Source organism: Nonomuraea sp. NPDC049158 (assembly GCF_040648335.1).
Lineage (GTDB): Bacteria > Actinomycetota > Actinomycetes > Streptosporangiales > Streptosporangiaceae > Nonomuraea.
The window spans coordinates 1-17,810 of sequence record NZ_JBEZDM010000040.1; the positions used below are offsets into that span (position 1 = coordinate 1).

Sequence of the window (17,810 nt, forward strand, 5' to 3'; positions counted from 1 at the left end):
GGTTGTGCATCATGCACTGGCTTTTAACACACTGTTGAGTTCTCAAGAAACGGACGCGTACTCCCCAACCTGCGAGAGGCGTTCATTTCGTTTTCCGTTGTGTCTCTATTCTTTCACCAGTCCGTTTTTCTGTCAAATTGACCGGACTTGCTTAGAATTTCGACCGCCTCTTCAATTTACCATCCCGTAGACCGGGGAGCGAATCGAAGCGACTGCCACCGAGCACAGCACAACCCACGTCAAAGCCACCGAAGTGGAGGAGTTTGGTTGCGCCGCACCTGGCGACTTCTAAAGATTAGCAGCGCCCCCGAGCGCTCGAGACGCCTTCACTCCGATCGGAGGCCACAGAACGATCACGGCCCGGAACATAGACTCCCCACGTGAGTAGCAAAACACCGCCGCTGGCGAAGAAGTCACCGACTGAGCGCACCCATCACGGCGACACCGTGATCGACGAGTACGCCTGGCTCACCAATAAGGACGATCCCGACACGATCGCCTACCTGGAGGCGGAGAACGCGTTCCTCCAGCAGCAGACCGCTCACCTCGGCGATCTCCAGGAGCAGGTCTTCCAGGAGATCAAGGGCCGCACCCAGGAGACCGACCTGTCGGTGCCGAGCCGCAAGGGCGAGTGGTGGTACTTCAGCCGGACCGAGGAGGGCAAGCAGTACGCCGTCTCCTGCCGTGTGCCCGCGGACGGCGAGACCCCGCCCGCGGTCACCCCGGGCGAGCGCCTCGACCGGGAGCAGGTCATCCTCGACGGCAACGAGCTGGCGGGCGACAGCGCGTTCTTCTCCGTCGGCACCAGCGCCATCACGCCCGACGGGACGATGCTGGCCTACTCCACCGACTACAAGGGCGACGAGCGCTTCACTCTGAGGTTCAAGAGCCTGGAGACCGGCGAGCTGCTCGACGACGAGATCGAGAACGTCTTCTACGGTGGCGCCTGGTCGGCCGACGGGTCGACGTTCTTCTACACGCGCGTCGACGACGCCTGGCGGCCCTTCCAGGTCTACCGGCACACGCTCGGCTCGCCGGACGACGTGCTGGTCTATGAGGAGAGCGACGAGCGCTACTGGGTCGGGGTCGGGCTCACCCGCAGCGAGAAATACCTCGTGCTCGGCGCCGGGAGCAAGATCACCAGTGAGGTGCGCATCCTCGACGCCGCCGACCCGACGGGCGAGTTCCAGGTCATCCGTCCCAGGAAGTCCGGTGTCGAGTACGGCATCGAGCACGCCGGCGACTTCTTCTACGTGCTCCACAACGAGAACGCCGAGAACTTCGAGCTGGCCACCGCCCCGCTCGACGCCCCCAGCACCTGGACGCCGGTGATCGCCCACAGCGCGGACACCAGGCTCCTGGAGATCGACGCGTTCGCCGGCCACGCCGTCGTCCACTTCCGCCGCGACGGGCTGACCGGCATCCGCGTCCTCCCGTACGGGGGCGACGAGTACGAGATCGAGTTCCCCGAGCCGCTCTACGACGTCGGGCCCGCGGGCAACCCGGAGTTCAGCACCGGCAGGCTCCGGATCGCCTACACCAGCATGATCACCCCGGCCAGCGTCTACGACTACGACCTGGCCACCCATGAGCTCATCCTGCTCAAGCAGCGACCTGTCCTGGGTGGTTACAACCCGGCCGACTACGAGCAGTTCCGCGAGTGGGCCACCGCCGAGGACGGCACCCGGGTGCCGATCTCCCTGGTCAAGCGCAAGGACACCGCCAAGCCCGCCCCGACCGTCCTGTACGGCTACGGCAGCTACGAGACCTCCATCGACCCCGGCTTCTCGGTCCCCAGGCTGTCCCTGCTCGACCGCGGTTTCATCTTCGCCGTGGCGCACATCAGGGGCGGCGGCGAAATGGGCCGTCGCTGGTACGAGGAGGGCAAGCTCACCAAGAAGAAGAACACCTTCACCGACTTCGTCGCGGCGGCCAAGCACCTGAAGGCGTCGGGCTGGAGCGAGCGGATCGTCGCCAGGGGCGGCTCGGCCGGCGGCCTGCTGATGGGCGCGGTGACGAACCTGGCGCCGGAGGAGTTCGCGGGCGTGGTGGCCGAGGTGCCGTTCGTCGACGCGCTCAACACCATCCTCGACCCGTCGCTGCCGCTGACCGTGATCGAATGGGACGAGTGGGGCGACCCCCTGCACAACGCCGACGTCTACGCGTACATGAAGAGCTACACGCCGTACGAGAACGTGGACGATCGCCCGTACCCGCCGATTCTAGCGATCACCAGCCTGAACGACACCCGGGTGCTCTACCACGAGCCCGCGAAGTGGATCGCTAGGCTGCGGGCCACGGCCGGTGGCGGTCCGTTCCTGCTCAAGACGGAGATGGGCGCGGGTCACGGCGGCCGGAGCGGGCGCTATGACGTTTGGCGCGAAGAGGCCTTCGCGCTCTCCTGGATCATCGAGAGAGGCACCTCATGACCTACCAGCCGGACGACGACCGCTACGAGCGCCAGCCGTACAACCGCAGCGGGCGCAGCGGCCTGAAGCTGCCTGCCGTCTCGCTCGGTCTCTGGCACAACTTCGGCGACAACCGGCCGATCGACAACTCGCGGGCGATTCTGCGGCGGGCGTTCGACCTGGGCGTCACGCACTTCGACCTGGCCAACAACTACGGCGTGCCGTACGGCTCGGCGGAGCGCAACTTCGGCGGGATCTTCCGCGAGGACTTCACCCGCTACCGGGACGAGCTGGTCATCTCCACCAAGGCCGGGTATGACATGTGGCCGGGGCCGTACGGCGAGTGGGGTTCGCGCAAGTACGTGCTCGCCAGCCTCGACCAGTCGCTGGAGCGGATGGGGCTCGACTACGTCGACATCTTCTACAGCCACCGGCCCGATCCCGAGACGCCGCTGGAGGAGACGATGGGCGCGCTGGACCGGGCGGTGCGTTCGGGCAAGGCGCTGTACGCGGGGATCTCCAACTACTCCGCCGAGCAGACGGCTCAGGCCGCGCGGATCATGCGGGGGCTGGGCACGCCGCTGCTCATCCACCAGCCGTCCTACTCGATGATCAACCGCTGGATCGAGGACGGGCTGCTCGACGTGCTGGAGGAGGCGGGCATGGGGTGCATCGTCTACTCACCGCTCGCCCAGGGGCTGCTGACCGACCGCTATCTCGACGGCGTCCCCGACGACTCGCGGGCGGCGACCAGCCGGTTCCTGAGCGCCGACCGGATCGACCGCGACCTGGCGCGCGACCTCAACGAGATCGCCAAGACGCGCGGCCAGTCGCTGGCGCAGATGGCGCTGTCGTGGGCGATCAGGGATTCGCGGGTGACCAGCGTGCTGATCGGCGCGAGCAGTGTGAAGCAGCTGGAGGACAACGTGGCCTGCGTCGACGGCCCGGCGTTCACTCAGGACGAGCTCGACGCCATCGACAAGGTCATAGAGCTTCGTGCCGCTGGAGGTAGGTGAAGGCCGCCCAACCGGGCAGCACCGGCAGCCAGAACGTGAGCAGCCGGTGCAGCAGGACGGCCGACGTGGCCAGCTCGGCGGGCAGCCCGGCCACGGTCAGGCCCAGTGTGAGCGACGCCTCGACCGCGCCCAGGCCACCAGGTGTGGGCGCGGCCGAGCCGATCGCGTTGGCCGTGAGGTAGACGACGGCGACGGCGGTGAAGCTGAGCTCGCCGCCGAAGGCCTCGACGCAGGCGTCGAGGCAGACGACGAACGCGATCGTGATCATCAGGGTGCCGACGCAGGCCTCGATCATCTTGCGCGGTGACTGCAGCACATCGAGCAGTCTGGGCAGCACGTTGGCGAACAGCTTGTGCATCCGCCCGGTGATGAACCGGCGCAGCGGCGGCACCCCGAACAGCGCCACGACCAGCACCGCGACCGCCAGCATCACCACGACCAGCCCACGGGACGGGCTGAACGCGGTGGCGGTGTTGGACCCGGTGATGTAGGCGAACAGCAGCAGCAGCGCGATGTGGAAGACCATCATGCTGAGCTGCGAGGCGCCCACGCTGGCCACCGCGAGCGCGGGCGAGATGCCGCGCTTCTGCAGGTAACGCGTGTTGATCGCGACGCCGCCGACGGCGGCGGGCGTGACGAGCTTGACGAACGAGGCCGCGAACTGGACGAGGACCGTGCGCCAGAGCGGTAGATGCTCGGGTACGAAGCCCCTGAGCATCAGCGCGGCGGCCACGAAACTGACGAACGAGGCGGCCAGCGCCAGCACCGACCAGGCCCAGTTGGCGGTGGTCACCACGTGCACGACATTGACCTGGCTGAGCTGCGACAGCAGGAAGTAGGCGGCCAGGGTGCTGGCGATCATCGTGACCAGCGTGCGCGGCCGGAACCGCTCCAGCCGGATCTCCTCGACCTTGCCCTGTGGCTTGAGCGCCACGATGTGCTCGCGCAGCTCGCCGAGCACGCCCTTGTCCTTCGACAGCGCCGAGCGGGTCTCGCGGGTGAGGGCGATGCGCTGGAGCAGCGGCATCGCGGCGGCCAGCGCGTCGGACCCCATGACGGCGGCGGCGGCCCGTACGGAGCGCTCGGCGCCGACGCGCAGCGCCAGATAGGTGAGCAGCTGCGCGACGTCGAGCCGGAGCAGCAGGTCGCCGGCCGCGATCTCGCCGCTGCGGGCGTCGGTGAGCACGACCCGGCCGGCCCGGTCGAGGTGGATGCTGTCGCCGGTCAGCCGCCGGTGGGCGAGCCGCTGGATCTGCAGCAGCGCGACCTGCTCCCAGATCTGGGCCAGCAGGGCATCGTCGATGTCGGCGTCGAGCACGTCGTCGAGCGGGCGGGTTTCGAGGTGCTCGTAGGCGAGCAGCGCGGCCTCGGTGCCGATCTCGCTGGTGCCGAGCAGGCGCGGGGTGCTCGCGCCCGCCGCCTGCGCGGCGTAGGCCATGAGCGCCTCGCGCTCCAGCTCGGCGCGGAGCGACCTGATCGCCCGGCGCCTGGTCTCCGAGTTGAGCCGGATCCGGCGCCAGAGCCGGTACGGCAGGCCGGCGACCTGCCGGTCGCGGTCGAGCACGGTGACGTCGAGGCTGCTGCCGTCCTTGAGCCCGATGGCGTAGCGGCGGCTGCCCTGGTGGTCGTCCTCGATGCGGCGGGCCGATTGCGGGGAGAAGGAGAGCTTGCGGAGCGCGGCGACGACCGCGTTGCCGGGCGGGCGGGTGTTGGGGCTGCCCACGCCGTACAGGGTGCCGTAGCCCACGGCCATGCCGACCAGGACGGGCACGATCGCGCCCGGCAGCGTGATCTGCCTGCCGGAGAAGAGGGCGAAGATGTCGAGCGCGATCACCGTCCACATGAGCATGCGCCAGGTGGGGCGGCGCGAGATGCGCACGGCGGTGGCGTAGGCGACCACCGAGGTGAGCAGCGTGTTGAGCGGTTCGATGGAGCGCCCGCCGGTCAGCAGCATGCGCAGGTCCTCGACGCTGCCCCCGATCAGCCACTGGCCGAGCAGGAACGAGCCGACCATGCCGATGATCGCGGCGATCAGGCCCTCGGCCACGCGCAGGCCGTCGCGGTGGAAGACGCGCTCGACGGCGAAGGCCACCGGCACGATGAGCACGGCCGCGCCGCCGAGGAACGTCGCCACGCGGCTGAGCAGATCGGGGACGAGGGTGGTGCCTTCCTTGACGTCCGCCTCGAGGCCGTTGAGCGTCTGCTTGGCGACCAGGGCGATGAGGACGACCGCGGCGAGCACGAGCAGCGTGGTGAGGAAGCGCAGCAGGTCGGAGGGCCGGCGCAGCCGCTGGGGCAGCAGCGGCTCGACTACATAGACGTCCGTTTCAGCGCGCGCTTCAGCCACGGCTGGATCCCCCTCCACGAGGTCCTCCGCGTCATCACGTTCCCTGATTTCGGCCACCGACAGAGATTCTGCACCTTCCCGACCGACCGTACGATCTTTGGGCCCCTTCAATCCTTCACCCTTGATTTCTACCGCGCGTCGGGGCATGCCGTGGCTCCCCTAATGCCTGGCCGAGCGACACGTAAGCTGTGTCGCATGTCGGGTGAGTTGCGAGTTTTGGGGGCATGTCCATTGGACTGCCCTGATACCTGCTCTTGGATCGTCACGGTCGAAGACGGCAAGGCCGTGAAGATGCGCGGCAACCCGGAGCAGCCTTACACCCGGGGCGCGCTCTGCGTGAAGGTCAACCGATATCTGGAGCATACCGAGGCCGACGACCGCATCCTTTACCCGCTGCGCCGTACCGGGCCCAAGGGGTCGGGCGAGTTCGAGCGCATCACCTGGGAGGAGGCGTTCGACGAGATTACGTTCAGGCTGCGGAACATCATCGACGAGCACGGCGGCGAGGCCATCTGGCCGTACGTGGGGACGGGCTCGCTCGGCTACATCCAGGGCTGCGAGGGCGTGGCCGGGCGCCGGTTCTGGAACATGCTGGGCGCCTCCAAGCACTGGCTGAACATCTGCGCCACGGCCGGCGGCGCCGGGCTGAGCCTGACCAACGGCACACCCGCCGGCATGGACCCCGAGGACCTCGCGCTGTCCAGGCTGATCCTGCTGTGGGGCACGAACACACTGACCAGCGGGCACCACCTGTGGAAGTTCGTCCAGGACGCCCGCGCGGCCGGCGCGTACGTGGTGGCCATCGACCCGATCCGCACCAGGACCGCCGACCAGGCCGACCGGCACCTGGCGATCCGGCCGGGCACCGACGCGGTGCTCGCGCTGGCCCTGCTGAACGTGGTGCTCGCCGAGGGCGCCCAGGACGAGGAGTTCCTCGCCGAGCACACCCAGGGCTGGGAGACCTTCCGCGAGGAGATCCTGGCCTGTCCCGTCGAGCGGGCCGCCGAGATCACCGGCATCCCGGCCGCCGACATCCGCGAGCTGGGGACGCGGCTCGCGCACACCCGGCCGACCGCGATCCGGACCACGATGGGCATCCAGCGGCACGCCGGCGGCGGCACCACGCTGCGGACGATCGCCGCGATCCCCGGCGTGACCGGCGACTGGCGCCACCCGGGCGGCGGCGTGGCCTACTCCACCAGCGGCCACGTGCATCTCGACATCGACAGGCGCGACGACCTGCTGGCCAAGCCGGTCCGCACGCTGACCATGACCCGGCTGGCCTCCGAGCTGGACTCGGTGAAGTGCCTCTGGGTGTACGCCGCCAACCCGGTCGGCTCGACCCCCGACGCCAACCGGATCCGGCGGCAGCTGCTCCGCGAGGATCTGTTCACGGTGGTCATGGAGCAGTTCCCCACCGACACGGTCGACTACGCCGACATCGTGCTGCCCGCGACCATGCAGACCGAGCACATGGATCTGCACGCCGGGTACGGCCACCTCTACCTGCTCTGGAACGAGCCCGCCGTGACGCCGCCGGGCGAGTGCCTGTCCACCACCGAGACCTTCCGCCGCCTGGCCGCCCACATGGGCATGACGGAGCCGTCGCTGTACGACTCCGACCTGGAGCTGGCCGAGCAGCTGCTGAGCAGCGGCCATCCGTCGCTGGAGGGCGTCACGCTGGACCGGCTGCGCAAGGAGGGATGGGTGCGGATGAACTACCCCCAGCCGTTCACCCCCTTCGCCGACGGCTTCCCCACCACCTCGGGCCGGCTCCGCTTCCCGCCGCGCGGCAAGGCGTACGTCCCACCTCATTCCCTGCGTACGGCCGACGGCTCGCCGTACCCGCTGACCCTGGTGACGCCCGCGGCGCACACCTTCCTCAACACGATCTTCGGCAACAACCCCGAGCTCAGGCGCCGGGCCAAGGAGCCCGTGGTGCTGGTCAACCCGGCCGACGCCGAGGCGCGCGGGCTGGTGAGCGGCCAGCGGGTACGGGTGCACAACGCGAGCGGCGAGTTCCTGGCCGACGTCGAGGTGAGCGACCGGGTGGCGCGCGGCGTGGTGGCCTCGCCCAAGGGCCGCTGGCCCAAGCACAGCCCCGGCGGCGCGAACGCCAACGCGGTCGTGGCCGAACGCGACGCCGACATGGGCCGGGGTCCCGCCTACCATGACAACCTGGTCGAGGTCAGCCCCTGTGCCGGTTCATGAAGGCGATGATTTGATCCAGCACCTCGGGGCCGTGAGGGCTGCCGAACAGCGCTGAGGCGTGCAGGCTCTCGCCCTTGATGACGTGCAGCTCGTTGTCGGGGGCCTTGGTGGCGGCGTCGTGGGTGCGCTGGAGATCCTTGGCGCCGCCGTACGCGTCGTTCTCGCTGCCGATCTGGAGCAGCGGGACCGTCAGTCTGGCCGCCTCGTCCTCCGCGACCGCGCCGGACAGGGCGACCACCCCGGCCACCTTGGCGCCCAGCCGCTCCGCCGCCGGGACGGAGGCGGTCGCGCCTATGGAGCCGCCGACCAGGAACAGCCGCCGCACGCCCTTCTCCTTGGACAGCCGCTTGGCCATGGCGACCGTCACCTCGTCGGGGTATTCGGCGCTCTTCCTGGCGTACAGCAGGACGCGGTAACCGGCCGCGACCAGGCGGTCGGAGAGCGGGCGCCAGGTGCACACGTTGCCGTTGCGCTCGTATGTGATCACCACGCCGACCGCGCCCTTGCCGGTGATGACGCCGGGCAGGTCGTCGCCGTAGGTGAAGATCTTGCCGTCGGCGCTGGTGAAGCAGCCGGAGACGTTGGGGCCGGTGACTTTGGGCGCCGGAACAGGCGTGGTCCGAAGCGGGGTGGCGGGCGCGGTCGTGGTGCTGACCGCGCCTCCGCAGGCGGTCAGCACCAGAACAAGCCCGATCGAGCCGATGATCGCGCGCATCGCCGCCCTTTCACCACACTATGTCTGAAGTGACATAGTCGTTGGTGACAATACCCTTGGCGGCACCATGACCTCAACGCTGGGATTCGCGATCCTCGCCGTGCTGGCTCGCGGCGACCGCACCGGATACGACATCGCCGCGGGCATGCGGCGGCCCATCGGCTTCTTCTGGACCGCCGGGCACAGCCAGATCCACGCCGAGCTGCAGAAGCTGCTGGCCGCCGGCCTGGTCGGCTACGAGGCCGAACACGGGCCGGGTCCGCAGGACAAGAAGGTCTACCACCTGACGGACGAGGGCTCCGCGGAGCTGCGCGGGTGGGTGACCCGGCCGCCGAAGGAGCGGCCAGAGCGGGATGAGCTGGTGCTCAAGACGTACGCGGCGTGGCTGGCCGAGGCGGGGCTGGTCAGGCGGATGTTCGCCGACCAGCTGGCCGCGCACGAGGCGCGGCTGGCCGAGTACGAACGGGAGGAGGCGGCGTTCGGCGGCCCACCGCCGTTCGGCGATCCGCGCTTCGGCAACTACGCGACGCTGCGGTGCGGCCTGGGATATGAGCGGCACCGCGCCGAGTGGTGCAGATGGATGATCGATCAGCTGGGCGACAGCGAGAGCTTGTAGCCCTCGTGGGAGGCCTCGAAGCCGAGCGAGTCGTAGAACCGGTGCGCGTCGGTGCGCGACTTGTCCGAGGTGAGCTGGACGATCGCACAACCCCGAGCCCGCGCCCGGTCGATCGCCCAGCGCATCATCTCGCGGCCCAGACCCTGACCCCGGGTCGAGGCGTCGACCCTGACGGCCTCGACCTGACAGCGCTCGGCCCCGAGTCGCGAGAGCCCGGCCAGGTAGGTGAGCTGCATGGTCCCCAAGATCTTGCCGCCGTGCTCGGCGACGATCAGCTCGTCGTAGGGGTTGGTGTCGATCCGGGCGAAGGCCGCCAGATACCGCTCGTCGGCCGGATCTCCCTCGCGCTTGGCGCCGAGCGGGTCGTCGGCCAGCATCGCCACGACTGCGGGCACGTCGTCGGCACGGGCCAGGCGGAAAATCCAGGTTTCGTCCATGCCCGAATCATGCCCGACAAGTCAGGGAGGGCTCAGGGTAGGTCCCCGATGCGATAAAGGGGTGTCGAAAGGCACTCTGGGGACATGAACGAAATCAGTCGACGCGATGAGGTCTCGCTGTCCGGCGCCGCTCTGCGTGGCGCCCCTTGGAAGACCGCCGCCGTCAGCGGTGGCGCGACGGCCGCGGTCAGCTTCGGGCTGGGTGTGCTTACCGACACCGCCGGCCTGGTGTGGTCGCTCGGCCTGGGGATCAGCGTGTTCGCGCTGGTCGCCGCCATCGGCGCGGTGTCCAAGCCGAACGAGGGCGACCGGGTCACGCGCCAGGCGCGTCTGTGGGCGCTGAAGCACCCGTGGAGGTTCGCGCTGCTGCCGGCCGCCATCACGGCGGTCCTGGACTACCCGGTGCAGCTCGTACTCGACGGGGAGGGGGTGTTCGGCTCGGCGTTCCAGTCGATCTGGCATGGCGCCCTGGTCTATGTGATCGCCGGCGTCCTGACGCTCACGAGGCAGGGACGAGCACGATCTTCCCAGTGACCCGGCGGTTGATCAGGTCGTCCATGGCCCGCCCGGCCTCCTCCAGGGGCCTGGCCCGCGGTGGTGCCGGGTCGATCCCGGGCATCGTGAGCAGCTCCTGGAGCATCAGCCGGTTGGCGGCCGCGTGGCTCATCGACCACGCGCCCCAGTCCACCCCCACCACCGCCCGATTACGCAGCAGCACCTGGTTGGCGGGCAACCGCGGGATGCCGCCCCCGGCGAAGCCGACGACCAGGAGCCGCCCGCCCTCGCGCAGCGAGCGCAGCGCCTCCTCGGACAGTTCGCCCCCCACCGGGTCCACCACCACGTCCACGCCCCAGCGCCTGGCCGCGCCCTTCAGCCCGTCGACGTAGTTGACCCCGGCCGCCTCGACCTCGACCACCACCTGCCCGGGGCCCGCGACGGGATCGGGCCGCTCGACGAGCTCGACCGGCTTGCCGTACGCGGTGCAGACGACTGCCTTCATCCGGACAGCGTCCCCGATAGAACATCATTCTGACAAGCTGGTCAGTCCCACCAGATCGTGGTCCAGCGCTCCCGTGGGAGCGGCCACATGCCGAGCTCCAGAGCCGTCGCACCGACCTCCGCCGAGCGCGCGGGATCGAGGCAGGCGCGCTGGCAGACGCTGTCGGCCAGGTCCTCCAGGGAGTTGAAACGGTCCAGCGGCGCTTCGCGCTCCTCGACGCGTACGGGGTAGCCGAGCGCGGCCGCCAGTGCCACGCAGTCCTCGGCGACCGGCCGGACCGGGCGGTCCACGTTGTGGAAGTGCTGCCACAGGGGGGCCATCCAGCTCATGGGGTGGCGGTGCGGGAGTTCGATGACGACGCGGCGCCTGGCGTGGGCGTTCAGCGCGCGGAGGAAGTCGGCCAGGTCGGGCACGTTGTAGATGACGTGGGCGGAGACCACCACGTCGGCGACCGGCACCTGCTCCGTCACGTCGGGCCAGCGGCCTTCGATCGTGGTGAGCGGGACGCCGAGCTTGTCCGCCCTGAGGGTGAGCTCGTCGAGCATCGCGGCGGAGATGTCGACCGCGTACAGCATGGAGAGCCGGTCGTGCAGGGGCAGCGACGCGGCTCCGGTGCCCGCGCCGACGTCGAGCAGCGTGGCGCCCTCGTCCAGCGCCTCGCTGAGGTGCGTCGCGGTCGGCCCGTCGTCGGGCTCGGCGAGCGCCCTGTCGGTGCGCGTGGCGAAGCGCGCCGGGTGATGACCCCACGGATCGACCGGCGCCTTGGCCATGATCTCGGCGGGGATGGCCCAGGAGTCCAGTCGCTCTCGCCAGCGGGTGGCGAGTTCTTCGGCGTCCATGGAGATGAGCATGCCACGCATATTCACGGTTACTCGCGGGTAGCATTTCGAGTAAGGTTACTGGCCAGTACATAACGCCCCCGGTTCAAGGAGATCGACACTCATGGGCCACTACAAGAGCAACGTCCGTGACCTGGAGTTCAACCTCTTCGAGGTGTTCGGGCGACGCGAGATCCTCGGCACCGGGCCGTATGCCGACATCGACGAATCGGTCGCCCGCGGCATTCTGGAAGAGGTCAACAGACTGGCCACCGGCGTGCTCGCCGACTCGTTCGAGGAGGGTGACCGCCACCCGCCGGTCTTCGACGCCGCCACGAGCTCGGTCACCGTGCCGGAGGGTGTCAAGAAGTCCTACCGGGCGCTGGTCGACGGTGGCTGGGCGCATCTCGACCTGCCGCGCGAGCTGGGTGGCCCCGGCATCCCCCGGAGCCTGGCCTGGGCCACGGCCGAGATGGTCCTCGGCGCGAACCCGGCCCTCTACATGTACGCCGCCGGCCCCAACTTCGCCTACACGCTGTGGGAGGTCGGCACCGACGACCAGAAGCGCTTCGCCGAAATGGCCATCGAGCGCGACTGGGGCGCCACCATGGTGCTGACCGAGCCCGACGCGGGCTCCGACGTCGGCGCGGGCCGGGCCAAGGCGATCCGGCAGCCCGACGGGACCTGGCACATCGAGGGCGTCAAGCGCTTCATCACCAGCGCCGAGCACGACATGTCCGAGAACATCTTCCACCTGGTGCTGGCCCGCCCCGAGGGGCACGGACCCGGCACCAAGGGCCTGTCGATGTTCCTGGTGCCCAAGTTCCACGTGGACCTGGAGACGGGTGAGCTGGGCGAGCGCAACGGCGCCTACGTCACCAACGTGGAGAAGAAGATGGGCCTGAAGGTCTCCACGACCTGCGAGCTCACCTTCGGCGACAAGCACCCGGCCATCGGCTGGCTGGTCGGCGAGGTGCACGAGGGCATCAGGCAGATGTTCATGGTGATCGAGCACGCCCGCATGATGGTCGGCACCAAGGCCATCGCCACGCTCTCCACCGGCTACCTGAACGCCCTGGAGTACGCCAAGAGCCGCGCCCAGGGCGCCGATCTGACCAGGATGGCCGACAAGTCCGCGCCCCGGGTGCCGATCACGCACCACCCGGACGTACGCCGCGAGCTGATGCTGCAGAAGTCGTACGTCGAGGGCATGCGGGCGCTGGTGCTCTACACGGCCACCTTCCAGGACGCCATCCAGATGGACCCCGGAGACCGGCACGCGCGCGACATGAACGACCTGCTGCTGCCCCTGGTCAAGGGTGTCGGCTCCGAGCGGTCGTACGAGTTGCTCGCCCGGTCCCTGCAGACGCTCGGCGGCTCGGGCTACCTCCAGGACTACCCGATCGAGCAGTACATCCGCGACGCCAAGATCGACTCCCTGTACGAGGGCACCACCGCGATCCAGGGCCTGGACCTGTTCTTCCGCAAGATCCTGCGTAACCAGGGCGCCGCGATCGGCTCGCTGCTGGCCGAGATCAACGCCTTCGCCTCCTCCGACGCCGGCAACGGCCGCCTCAAGGAGGAGCGCAAGCTGCTCGCCGAGGCCGCCGCCGACATCAAGGCCATGGGCGACACGATGGCCGGCTGGGCGCTGGGCGCGCTGGAGACGCCGAGCGAGGTCTACAAGGTCGGGCTCAACACGACCAGGCTGCTGCTCGCCCTGGGCGACCTGGTGATCGGCTGGCTGCTGCTGCGCCAGGCCGAGATCGCGCTGGCCCGGCTCGCCGACGGCGAGGACGCCTTCTACCAGGGCAAGGTCGCCGCCGCCTCGTTCTTCGCGACGACCGTGCTGCCCCGCCTGGCCACCGAGCGCCGGGTGCTGACCGCCACCGGCCAGGACCTGATGGACCTGCCGGAGGACGCCTTCTAGATCCGAAGAGACCCGAAGAGACCAGCCGCCTCCCGCTGAACGCCCGCTTCGCTCTGGAGCGGGCGTTCTGCTGAGAAACACACAGTCCGTACGGTCCGCACGGGGTACGTTCGCGGCATGAGCGCGTCCACCCACGATCACCCGCTGCCCCCGCCTCGCGTCGAAGAGGTCTCGGCGGGCGTCTTCGCCTACATCCAGCCCGACGGCAGCTGGTGGATCAACAACACCGGCTTCCTGGCCGGGCGGCGCGGCGTGATCTCGATCGACGCCTGCTCGACCGAGCGCCGCACCCGGGCGTACCGGCAGGCCATCGCCGAGGTCACCGACCGGCCGATCACCACGCTGATCAACACCCACCACCACGGCGACCACACCTTCGGCAACTACCTCTTCCCCGAGGCCACCATCGTCGCCCACGAGCGGACCCGTGAGCTGATCCTGGCCGAGGGCATCCCCGACTACCGGACGTTCGCCTGGTCGCCCGACGTGGAGTGGGGCGATCTGGAGGCGGTGGCGCCGTTCCTCACCTACACCGACGGGGTCACGGTCTACTCCGACGACCTGCGCTGCGAGGTGCGGCACGTCGGCTTCGCCGCGCACACGACCAACGACTCCTATGTCTGGATCCCGGAGCGGCGGGTGCTGTTCGCGGGCGACCTGGCCTTCAACGGCGGCACGCCGTTCGTGCTGATGGGCTCGGTGACGGGCGCGATCGAGGCACTCGACCAGCTCAGGGAACTGGGCGCGGAGACGGTCGTGCCCGGCCACGGCGACGTGTGCGGGCCCGAGGTCTTCGACCCGGTGCGGGGCTACCTGGAGTTCGTGCTGGCCACCGCCGAACGCGGCCGGGCGGCGGGGCTGACTCCCCTGGAGGCGGCCCGCGAGACCGATCTGGGCGAGTGGGGCGAGCTCCTGGACGCCGAGCGCATCGTCGGCAACCTGCACCGCGCCTACGCCGAGCTGGACGGACTGCCCCGGGGCGGCACGATCGACCTCGTCGCCGCCGTCGTCGACATGATCACGTACAACGACGGAAAGCCACTGTCCTGTCTCGCCTGAGTGTGATCACCCATACCCGGGTATGACCGAGGGCGTACGCGTTCTTTGCCGTCCTGGAGGTCGTCATGGGTGTCGGGGTCAGCATCTTCTTCCTCACGCTCGGCGCCATCCTGCGATTCGCCATCGAACCGGACGTGTTCGGTCAGAGCGTGCACATGGACACGATCGGCGTCATCTTCATGATCGTCGGCGGGGTGGGCGTGGTCCTGAGCATCGTGCTGGCCCCTAGGCGGGGCCGCACCTCAGACAACCAGCTGATGCACCGCGAGAACAACCCGCCGGAAATCTAGTTCGACGCCGCGGCGATGGTGGCCTTGAGGGCGGCATCGAGCGGGGTGGCGGTCATGCCGAAGGTGTTCTCGAACGCCGAGGAGTCGACGACGAAGGGCCGGTCGAACTGGTAGCGCGTCTCCTTCAGCTCACGGATGACGGGGTTGATCAGCTCGAGCGCGAACAGGATCGGCGCCGGGGGGCGGTTGAGGCGCGGCGCGGGCGCTCCGGCGAGTTCGCACAGCCGCCCGGCCAGTGCGCGGGCCGAGAGCGCGGCGTTGTTGGGGGTGTGCCAGGCGCGACCCCAGGCGCGCTCGTCGGTTGCGGCGATGGCCATCGCGGCGGCCACGTCGGGCAGGTAGGTCCACGAGTGGGGCTGGTCGGGGTCGCCGAGGAAAGAGGTGCTCTTGCCGGCGAGCAGTGAAGGCACGAAGCGGGTGCCGACGGGGGTCTGGTCGCTGGCGCCCGGGCCGAAGTAGTCGGAACTGCGGATCTCGGTGACGCGGGCACGGCCGGCCTGGTGCGCGGCCAGCGCGTCGGTCCACATCTTGACGCGGACACGGCCCTTGACGCCGGGGGCGGCGAGGGGGAGACCCTCGACCATCGGCGTGGTCACGGGTCCGTAGGCGTAGAGGTTGCCGGCGGTGACGAGCACCGCGCCGGTGGCCTCGGCGGCGGCCAGCAACGAGGCGGCCAGCGGCGGCCAGTCCTGGGCCCAGCGGGGGTAGGCGGGACCCGCGCAGTTGTGGAGGGCGTCAGCGCCCTTGACGATCCGGGTGAGCCGGTCGCGGTCGGTGAGATCGGCCGCGACGGTCTCGACGCCGGCAGGGCCCTTGCCCGACCTGGTGATCACAACGACCTGGTGCCCCTGGGCGAGCAGGTGCCCGGCGAGGTGCTTGCCGACTTGTCCCGCTCCGGCGATGACGTGCTTGCCCATGATGTCCTCCGTTTGATGCGCCGCTCTCTTACGAGATCAATGCTCTCGCAAATGGGCGACTGAGTCAAGAGCAGTGCTCTCATTTCAGGACGCCGATCCAACGATTCTTGCGGAACAGCAGGTCGCGGGCTTGGGTACGGCCACGGTCAACCAGGCGTTTGGGTTCCTTGGCAATCTGATGGAAGGGTCTCCCGGGAGCGGGTAATCACAGGTGTCCCTGTTCCCCGGCAAGGGAGACCCTTGCATGATCGCATCTGTTGACGGAGCGGTCGCCGATCCCGAGCGGTTCGCGACGGTCTTCGACACGTACTACGAGGAGATCCGGCGTTACATCGGCCGCCGCCTCGACCTCGACATCGCCGAGGACCTCGCCGCCGAGACCTTCCTCATCGCCTTCCGGCGCCGCGACAGCTTCGACGCCGCCAAAGGCGGCATCAGATCCTGGCTGTACGGCATCGCCACCAATCTCGTCGGCAAGCACCGGCGGGCCGAGCTCCGGCGTTACCGGGCACTGGCCAGATCCGGCCCGCCTCCGGACGAGGGCGGCCATGACCAGCGGGTCGCCGATCGGGTCACCGCCGGAGTGACCGTACAGAAGCTCTCGGCCGCGCTGGCCGGGCTCTCGCGCGGTGAGCGCGATGTGCTGCTGCTCGTCACCTACGGCGAGCTGACCTACGACGACGTGGCCGCGGCGCTCGGCATCGCCAACGGCACCGTCGCCTCCCGGCTGAGCCGGGCCAGGACCAAGCTGCGTGACGCGCTGGGAGTTGAGGTGTCATGAAGGAGTTCCAGCTCATCGACGATGTGATGCCGGACGTGCCGCCCGCCGATCCGGCCAGGACGATGGGGATCCGGGCGCGGCTCATGGGCCGCCCCCCGCGCCGCCGGCTGCCCGGCTGGTCCCGGGTGACGCTCGCGGCGGCGGCCGTTTCCCTGGTGCTGGTCGGCGGGTTCGTGGTGGTGCCCAGACTGGGCGGGAGCGAGGTCGACACGGCCGCCACCTCGAACGTGCCCCCGGTGCTCGCGGCGGCGGCGGACCGGCTGGCCGCGCAGCCCCTGGGCACGGGCGCCTGGTGGCGGCGAGAGACGCTGCAGGTGGGGAGGATCAGGACCAAAGCCAACCCATCGTTCACCGTCGAGCAGCGCGTCACACAGGTGCTGTGGGTGAACCGGGAAGGAGAGGAGCAGCTGGAGCAGGGGGACGTCACGTCCGCGCTGCTCACTCCCGCCGACGAGCAGGCGTGGAAAGACGCCGGCTCTCCACCGCTCTGCGTCCCCAAGGGCAAGTGCGCGGTCGCCACGCTCTTTTGGCCCTCTGCGGACCCGGAATCGCTGAAGCCCGTGACGCGGTTGCCCACCGACGCGGAGGCGCTCAAGGCCGAGTTGCTGACGAGGCGTTCGGCCGGTGACGGACAGACGGAGGCCTGGTGGCTCTGGGCAACGGCCAAATGGCTGCTCTTCGAGACCCAGAGCACACCGGGCACGAGGGCGGCGCTCTATCGGATGCTCGCGGGACTGCCTGGCGTGCAGGTGACCGACAAGGTCTCGGACGTCGAAGGGCGAGCCGGAGTCGCGTTGCTGTTCGAGCACCCGGATGGGTATCAGCAGCAGATCATCATCGATCGGGAGAGCGGCGACCTGCTCGCCGCTCAGACCGTGCTGCTCCGGCCGAACGGCGAGTACGGGCGCCCTGACGGCCGGCCGCTCGAGTCGTGGGTGATCAAGAAGCTGGGGTGGACCGACGAGACGCCTAAAGGCTGAGCTGCACGGCCGCCCGGCTCGCGATGATGGGCTTGATGTGCTCCGCGATCACCTTCTGGTGTTGAGGGTGATCGCGGTACACCAGGTAGTCGTCGACGTTGTCGAAGTCGGCGACCACCCCGAACTCGTGGTTGCCCTGGTTGATGCCCGCGTCGGCGTCCGCCGTGTACGCGCGGATCTCCGGGATGATCCCCGGCAGTTTCCGCAACTCGGTGGCCACCGTGGCCTTCTGCTCCTCGGTGGCGTCCTCGGTCCAGGTGAACAGCACGACGTGGCGAATCATGA

The 17,810-nt window shown here is 69.3% G+C and carries 17 protein-coding genes; 10 read left to right on the top strand and 7 right to left on the bottom strand.

Annotated features, from left to right (window positions below; all coding sequences use genetic code 11):
- The first annotated feature begins 380 nt into the window (after positions 1-380).
- Together AB0B61_RS47910 and mgrA are read left to right on the top strand one after the other, a co-directional pair.
- Entirely contained in the window at positions 381-2,429 is a 2,049-nt protein-coding gene (locus tag AB0B61_RS47910) for a S9 family peptidase (protein WP_358447524.1), read from the top strand.
- Positions 2,426-3,424, top strand: a complete 999-nt coding sequence (gene mgrA, locus AB0B61_RS47915) for an L-glyceraldehyde 3-phosphate reductase (RefSeq protein WP_357939709.1) — start codon at positions 2,426-2,428, stop codon at positions 3,422-3,424. Before AB0B61_RS47910 ends, mgrA begins: the two co-directional genes overlap by 4 nt.
- On the opposite strand, the gene AB0B61_RS47920 is transcribed toward mgrA, so the two are convergent.
- Positions 3,393-5,771 carry a lysylphosphatidylglycerol synthase transmembrane domain-containing protein gene (locus tag AB0B61_RS47920; RefSeq protein WP_358447525.1) on the bottom strand — a complete coding sequence of 793 codons (2,379 nt, stop codon included), beginning with the start codon at positions 5,769-5,771 and terminating at the stop codon, positions 3,393-3,395. The two genes, mgrA and AB0B61_RS47920, sit on opposite strands and share 32 nt — an antisense overlap.
- Before the next feature lie 231 nt (positions 5,772-6,002).
- On the opposite strand from AB0B61_RS47920, the gene AB0B61_RS47925 reads away from it, so the two are divergent.
- Positions 6,003-7,982: a molybdopterin oxidoreductase family protein gene (locus AB0B61_RS47925; RefSeq protein WP_358447527.1), complete on the top strand. Its 1,980-nt coding sequence runs from the start codon at positions 6,003-6,005 to the stop codon at positions 7,980-7,982.
- Here the strand turns inward: AB0B61_RS47925 and AB0B61_RS47930 are convergent.
- Positions 7,960-8,697, bottom strand: a complete 738-nt coding sequence (locus tag AB0B61_RS47930) for a hypothetical protein (protein WP_358447529.1) — start codon at positions 8,695-8,697, stop codon at positions 7,960-7,962. The genes AB0B61_RS47925 and AB0B61_RS47930 overlap by 23 nt on opposite strands.
- A 67-nt stretch (positions 8,698-8,764) precedes the next feature.
- Between AB0B61_RS47930 and AB0B61_RS47935 the strand changes: the two genes are divergently transcribed.
- Entirely contained in the window at positions 8,765-9,313 is a 549-nt protein-coding gene (locus AB0B61_RS47935; RefSeq protein ID WP_358447531.1) for a PadR family transcriptional regulator, read from the top strand.
- Here the strand turns inward: AB0B61_RS47935 and AB0B61_RS47940 are convergent.
- On the bottom strand, positions 9,286-9,750 hold the full coding sequence (locus tag AB0B61_RS47940; protein WP_358447533.1) for a GNAT family N-acetyltransferase: 465 nt from the start codon (positions 9,748-9,750) through the stop codon (positions 9,286-9,288). The genes AB0B61_RS47935 and AB0B61_RS47940 overlap by 28 nt on opposite strands.
- Before the next feature lie 84 nt (positions 9,751-9,834).
- Between AB0B61_RS47940 and AB0B61_RS47945 the strand changes: the two genes are divergently transcribed.
- The gene (locus AB0B61_RS47945; RefSeq protein ID WP_358447534.1) at positions 9,835-10,284 is read left to right on the top strand and encodes a hypothetical protein; all 450 of its coding nucleotides are present in this window, start codon (positions 9,835-9,837) and stop codon (positions 10,282-10,284) included.
- Here AB0B61_RS47945 and AB0B61_RS47950 read toward each other — a convergent pair.
- Positions 10,250-10,750 (bottom strand): zinc-binding dehydrogenase, encoded by a 501-nt coding sequence (locus tag AB0B61_RS47950; RefSeq protein ID WP_358447536.1) that lies wholly within the window; start codon positions 10,748-10,750, stop codon positions 10,250-10,252. The two genes, AB0B61_RS47945 and AB0B61_RS47950, sit on opposite strands and share 35 nt — an antisense overlap.
- A 41-nt stretch (positions 10,751-10,791) precedes the next feature.
- On the bottom strand, positions 10,792-11,601 hold the full coding sequence (locus AB0B61_RS47955) for a methyltransferase domain-containing protein (RefSeq protein ID WP_358447538.1): 810 nt from the start codon (positions 11,599-11,601) through the stop codon (positions 10,792-10,794).
- A gap of 91 nt (positions 11,602-11,692) precedes the next feature.
- On the opposite strand from AB0B61_RS47955, the gene AB0B61_RS47960 reads away from it, so the two are divergent.
- From AB0B61_RS47960 to AB0B61_RS47970, 3 genes are all read left to right on the top strand, one after another.
- The gene (locus tag AB0B61_RS47960; protein ID WP_358447540.1) at positions 11,693-13,498 is read left to right on the top strand and encodes an acyl-CoA dehydrogenase; all 1,806 of its coding nucleotides are present in this window, start codon (positions 11,693-11,695) and stop codon (positions 13,496-13,498) included.
- A gap of 117 nt (positions 13,499-13,615) precedes the next feature.
- Complete coding sequence (locus tag AB0B61_RS47965; RefSeq protein ID WP_358447542.1) at positions 13,616-14,557, top strand: MBL fold metallo-hydrolase; 942 nt, start codon at positions 13,616-13,618, stop codon at positions 14,555-14,557.
- Between the two features lie 65 nt (positions 14,558-14,622).
- A complete protein-coding gene (locus AB0B61_RS47970) occupies positions 14,623-14,847 on the top strand; it encodes a hypothetical protein (RefSeq protein ID WP_357652141.1) in 225 nt (74 codons plus the stop codon).
- Here the strand turns inward: AB0B61_RS47970 and AB0B61_RS47975 are convergent.
- Positions 14,844-15,764: an NAD-dependent epimerase/dehydratase family protein gene (locus tag AB0B61_RS47975; RefSeq protein WP_358447544.1), complete on the bottom strand. Its 921-nt coding sequence runs from the start codon at positions 15,762-15,764 to the stop codon at positions 14,844-14,846. The two genes, AB0B61_RS47970 and AB0B61_RS47975, sit on opposite strands and share 4 nt — an antisense overlap.
- 244 nt (positions 15,765-16,008) lie before the next feature.
- Between AB0B61_RS47975 and AB0B61_RS47980 the strand changes: the two genes are divergently transcribed.
- On the top strand, positions 16,009-16,545 hold the full coding sequence (locus AB0B61_RS47980; RefSeq protein WP_358447545.1) for an RNA polymerase sigma factor: 537 nt from the start codon (positions 16,009-16,011) through the stop codon (positions 16,543-16,545).
- A complete protein-coding gene (locus tag AB0B61_RS47985; protein WP_358447547.1) occupies positions 16,542-17,525 on the top strand; it encodes a CU044_5270 family protein in 984 nt (327 codons plus the stop codon). Before AB0B61_RS47980 ends, AB0B61_RS47985 begins: the two co-directional genes overlap by 4 nt.
- Here the strand turns inward: AB0B61_RS47985 and AB0B61_RS47990 are convergent.
- Positions 17,515-17,808 carry a Dabb family protein gene (locus tag AB0B61_RS47990; protein ID WP_358447549.1) on the bottom strand — a complete coding sequence of 98 codons (294 nt, stop codon included), beginning with the start codon at positions 17,806-17,808 and terminating at the stop codon, positions 17,515-17,517. The two genes, AB0B61_RS47985 and AB0B61_RS47990, sit on opposite strands and share 11 nt — an antisense overlap.
- Positions 17,809-17,810 lie beyond the last annotated feature (2 nt).

What these genes read in the sequence shown, in the direction of transcription:
- mgrA (WP_357939709.1), top strand. Translation starts at nt 2,426, where the DNA reads ATGACCTACCAGCCGGACGACGACCGCTACGAGCGCCAGCCGTACAAC.
- AB0B61_RS47930 (WP_358447529.1), bottom strand. Translation starts at nt 8,697, where the DNA reads ATGCGCGCGATCATCGGCTCGATCGGGCTTGTTCTGGTGCTGACCGCC.
- AB0B61_RS47935 (WP_358447531.1), top strand. Translation starts at nt 8,765, where the DNA reads ATGACCTCAACGCTGGGATTCGCGATCCTCGCCGTGCTGGCTCGCGGC.
- AB0B61_RS47940 (WP_358447533.1), bottom strand. Translation starts at nt 9,750, where the DNA reads ATGGACGAAACCTGGATTTTCCGCCTGGCCCGTGCCGACGACGTGCCC.
- AB0B61_RS47945 (WP_358447534.1), top strand. Translation starts at nt 9,835, where the DNA reads ATGAACGAAATCAGTCGACGCGATGAGGTCTCGCTGTCCGGCGCCGCT.
- AB0B61_RS47950 (WP_358447536.1), bottom strand. Translation starts at nt 10,750, where the DNA reads ATGAAGGCAGTCGTCTGCACCGCGTACGGCAAGCCGGTCGAGCTCGTC.
- AB0B61_RS47955 (WP_358447538.1), bottom strand. Translation starts at nt 11,601, where the DNA reads ATGCTCATCTCCATGGACGCCGAAGAACTCGCCACCCGCTGGCGAGAG.
- AB0B61_RS47960 (WP_358447540.1), top strand. Translation starts at nt 11,693, where the DNA reads ATGGGCCACTACAAGAGCAACGTCCGTGACCTGGAGTTCAACCTCTTC.
- AB0B61_RS47965 (WP_358447542.1), top strand. Translation starts at nt 13,616, where the DNA reads ATGAGCGCGTCCACCCACGATCACCCGCTGCCCCCGCCTCGCGTCGAA.
- AB0B61_RS47970 (WP_357652141.1), top strand. Translation starts at nt 14,623, where the DNA reads ATGGGTGTCGGGGTCAGCATCTTCTTCCTCACGCTCGGCGCCATCCTG.
- AB0B61_RS47975 (WP_358447544.1), bottom strand. Translation starts at nt 15,764, where the DNA reads ATGGGCAAGCACGTCATCGCCGGAGCGGGACAAGTCGGCAAGCACCTC.
- AB0B61_RS47980 (WP_358447545.1), top strand. Translation starts at nt 16,009, where the DNA reads ATGATCGCATCTGTTGACGGAGCGGTCGCCGATCCCGAGCGGTTCGCG.
- AB0B61_RS47985 (WP_358447547.1), top strand. Translation starts at nt 16,542, where the DNA reads ATGAAGGAGTTCCAGCTCATCGACGATGTGATGCCGGACGTGCCGCCC.
- AB0B61_RS47990 (WP_358447549.1), bottom strand. Translation starts at nt 17,808, where the DNA reads ATGATTCGCCACGTCGTGCTGTTCACCTGGACCGAGGACGCCACCGAG.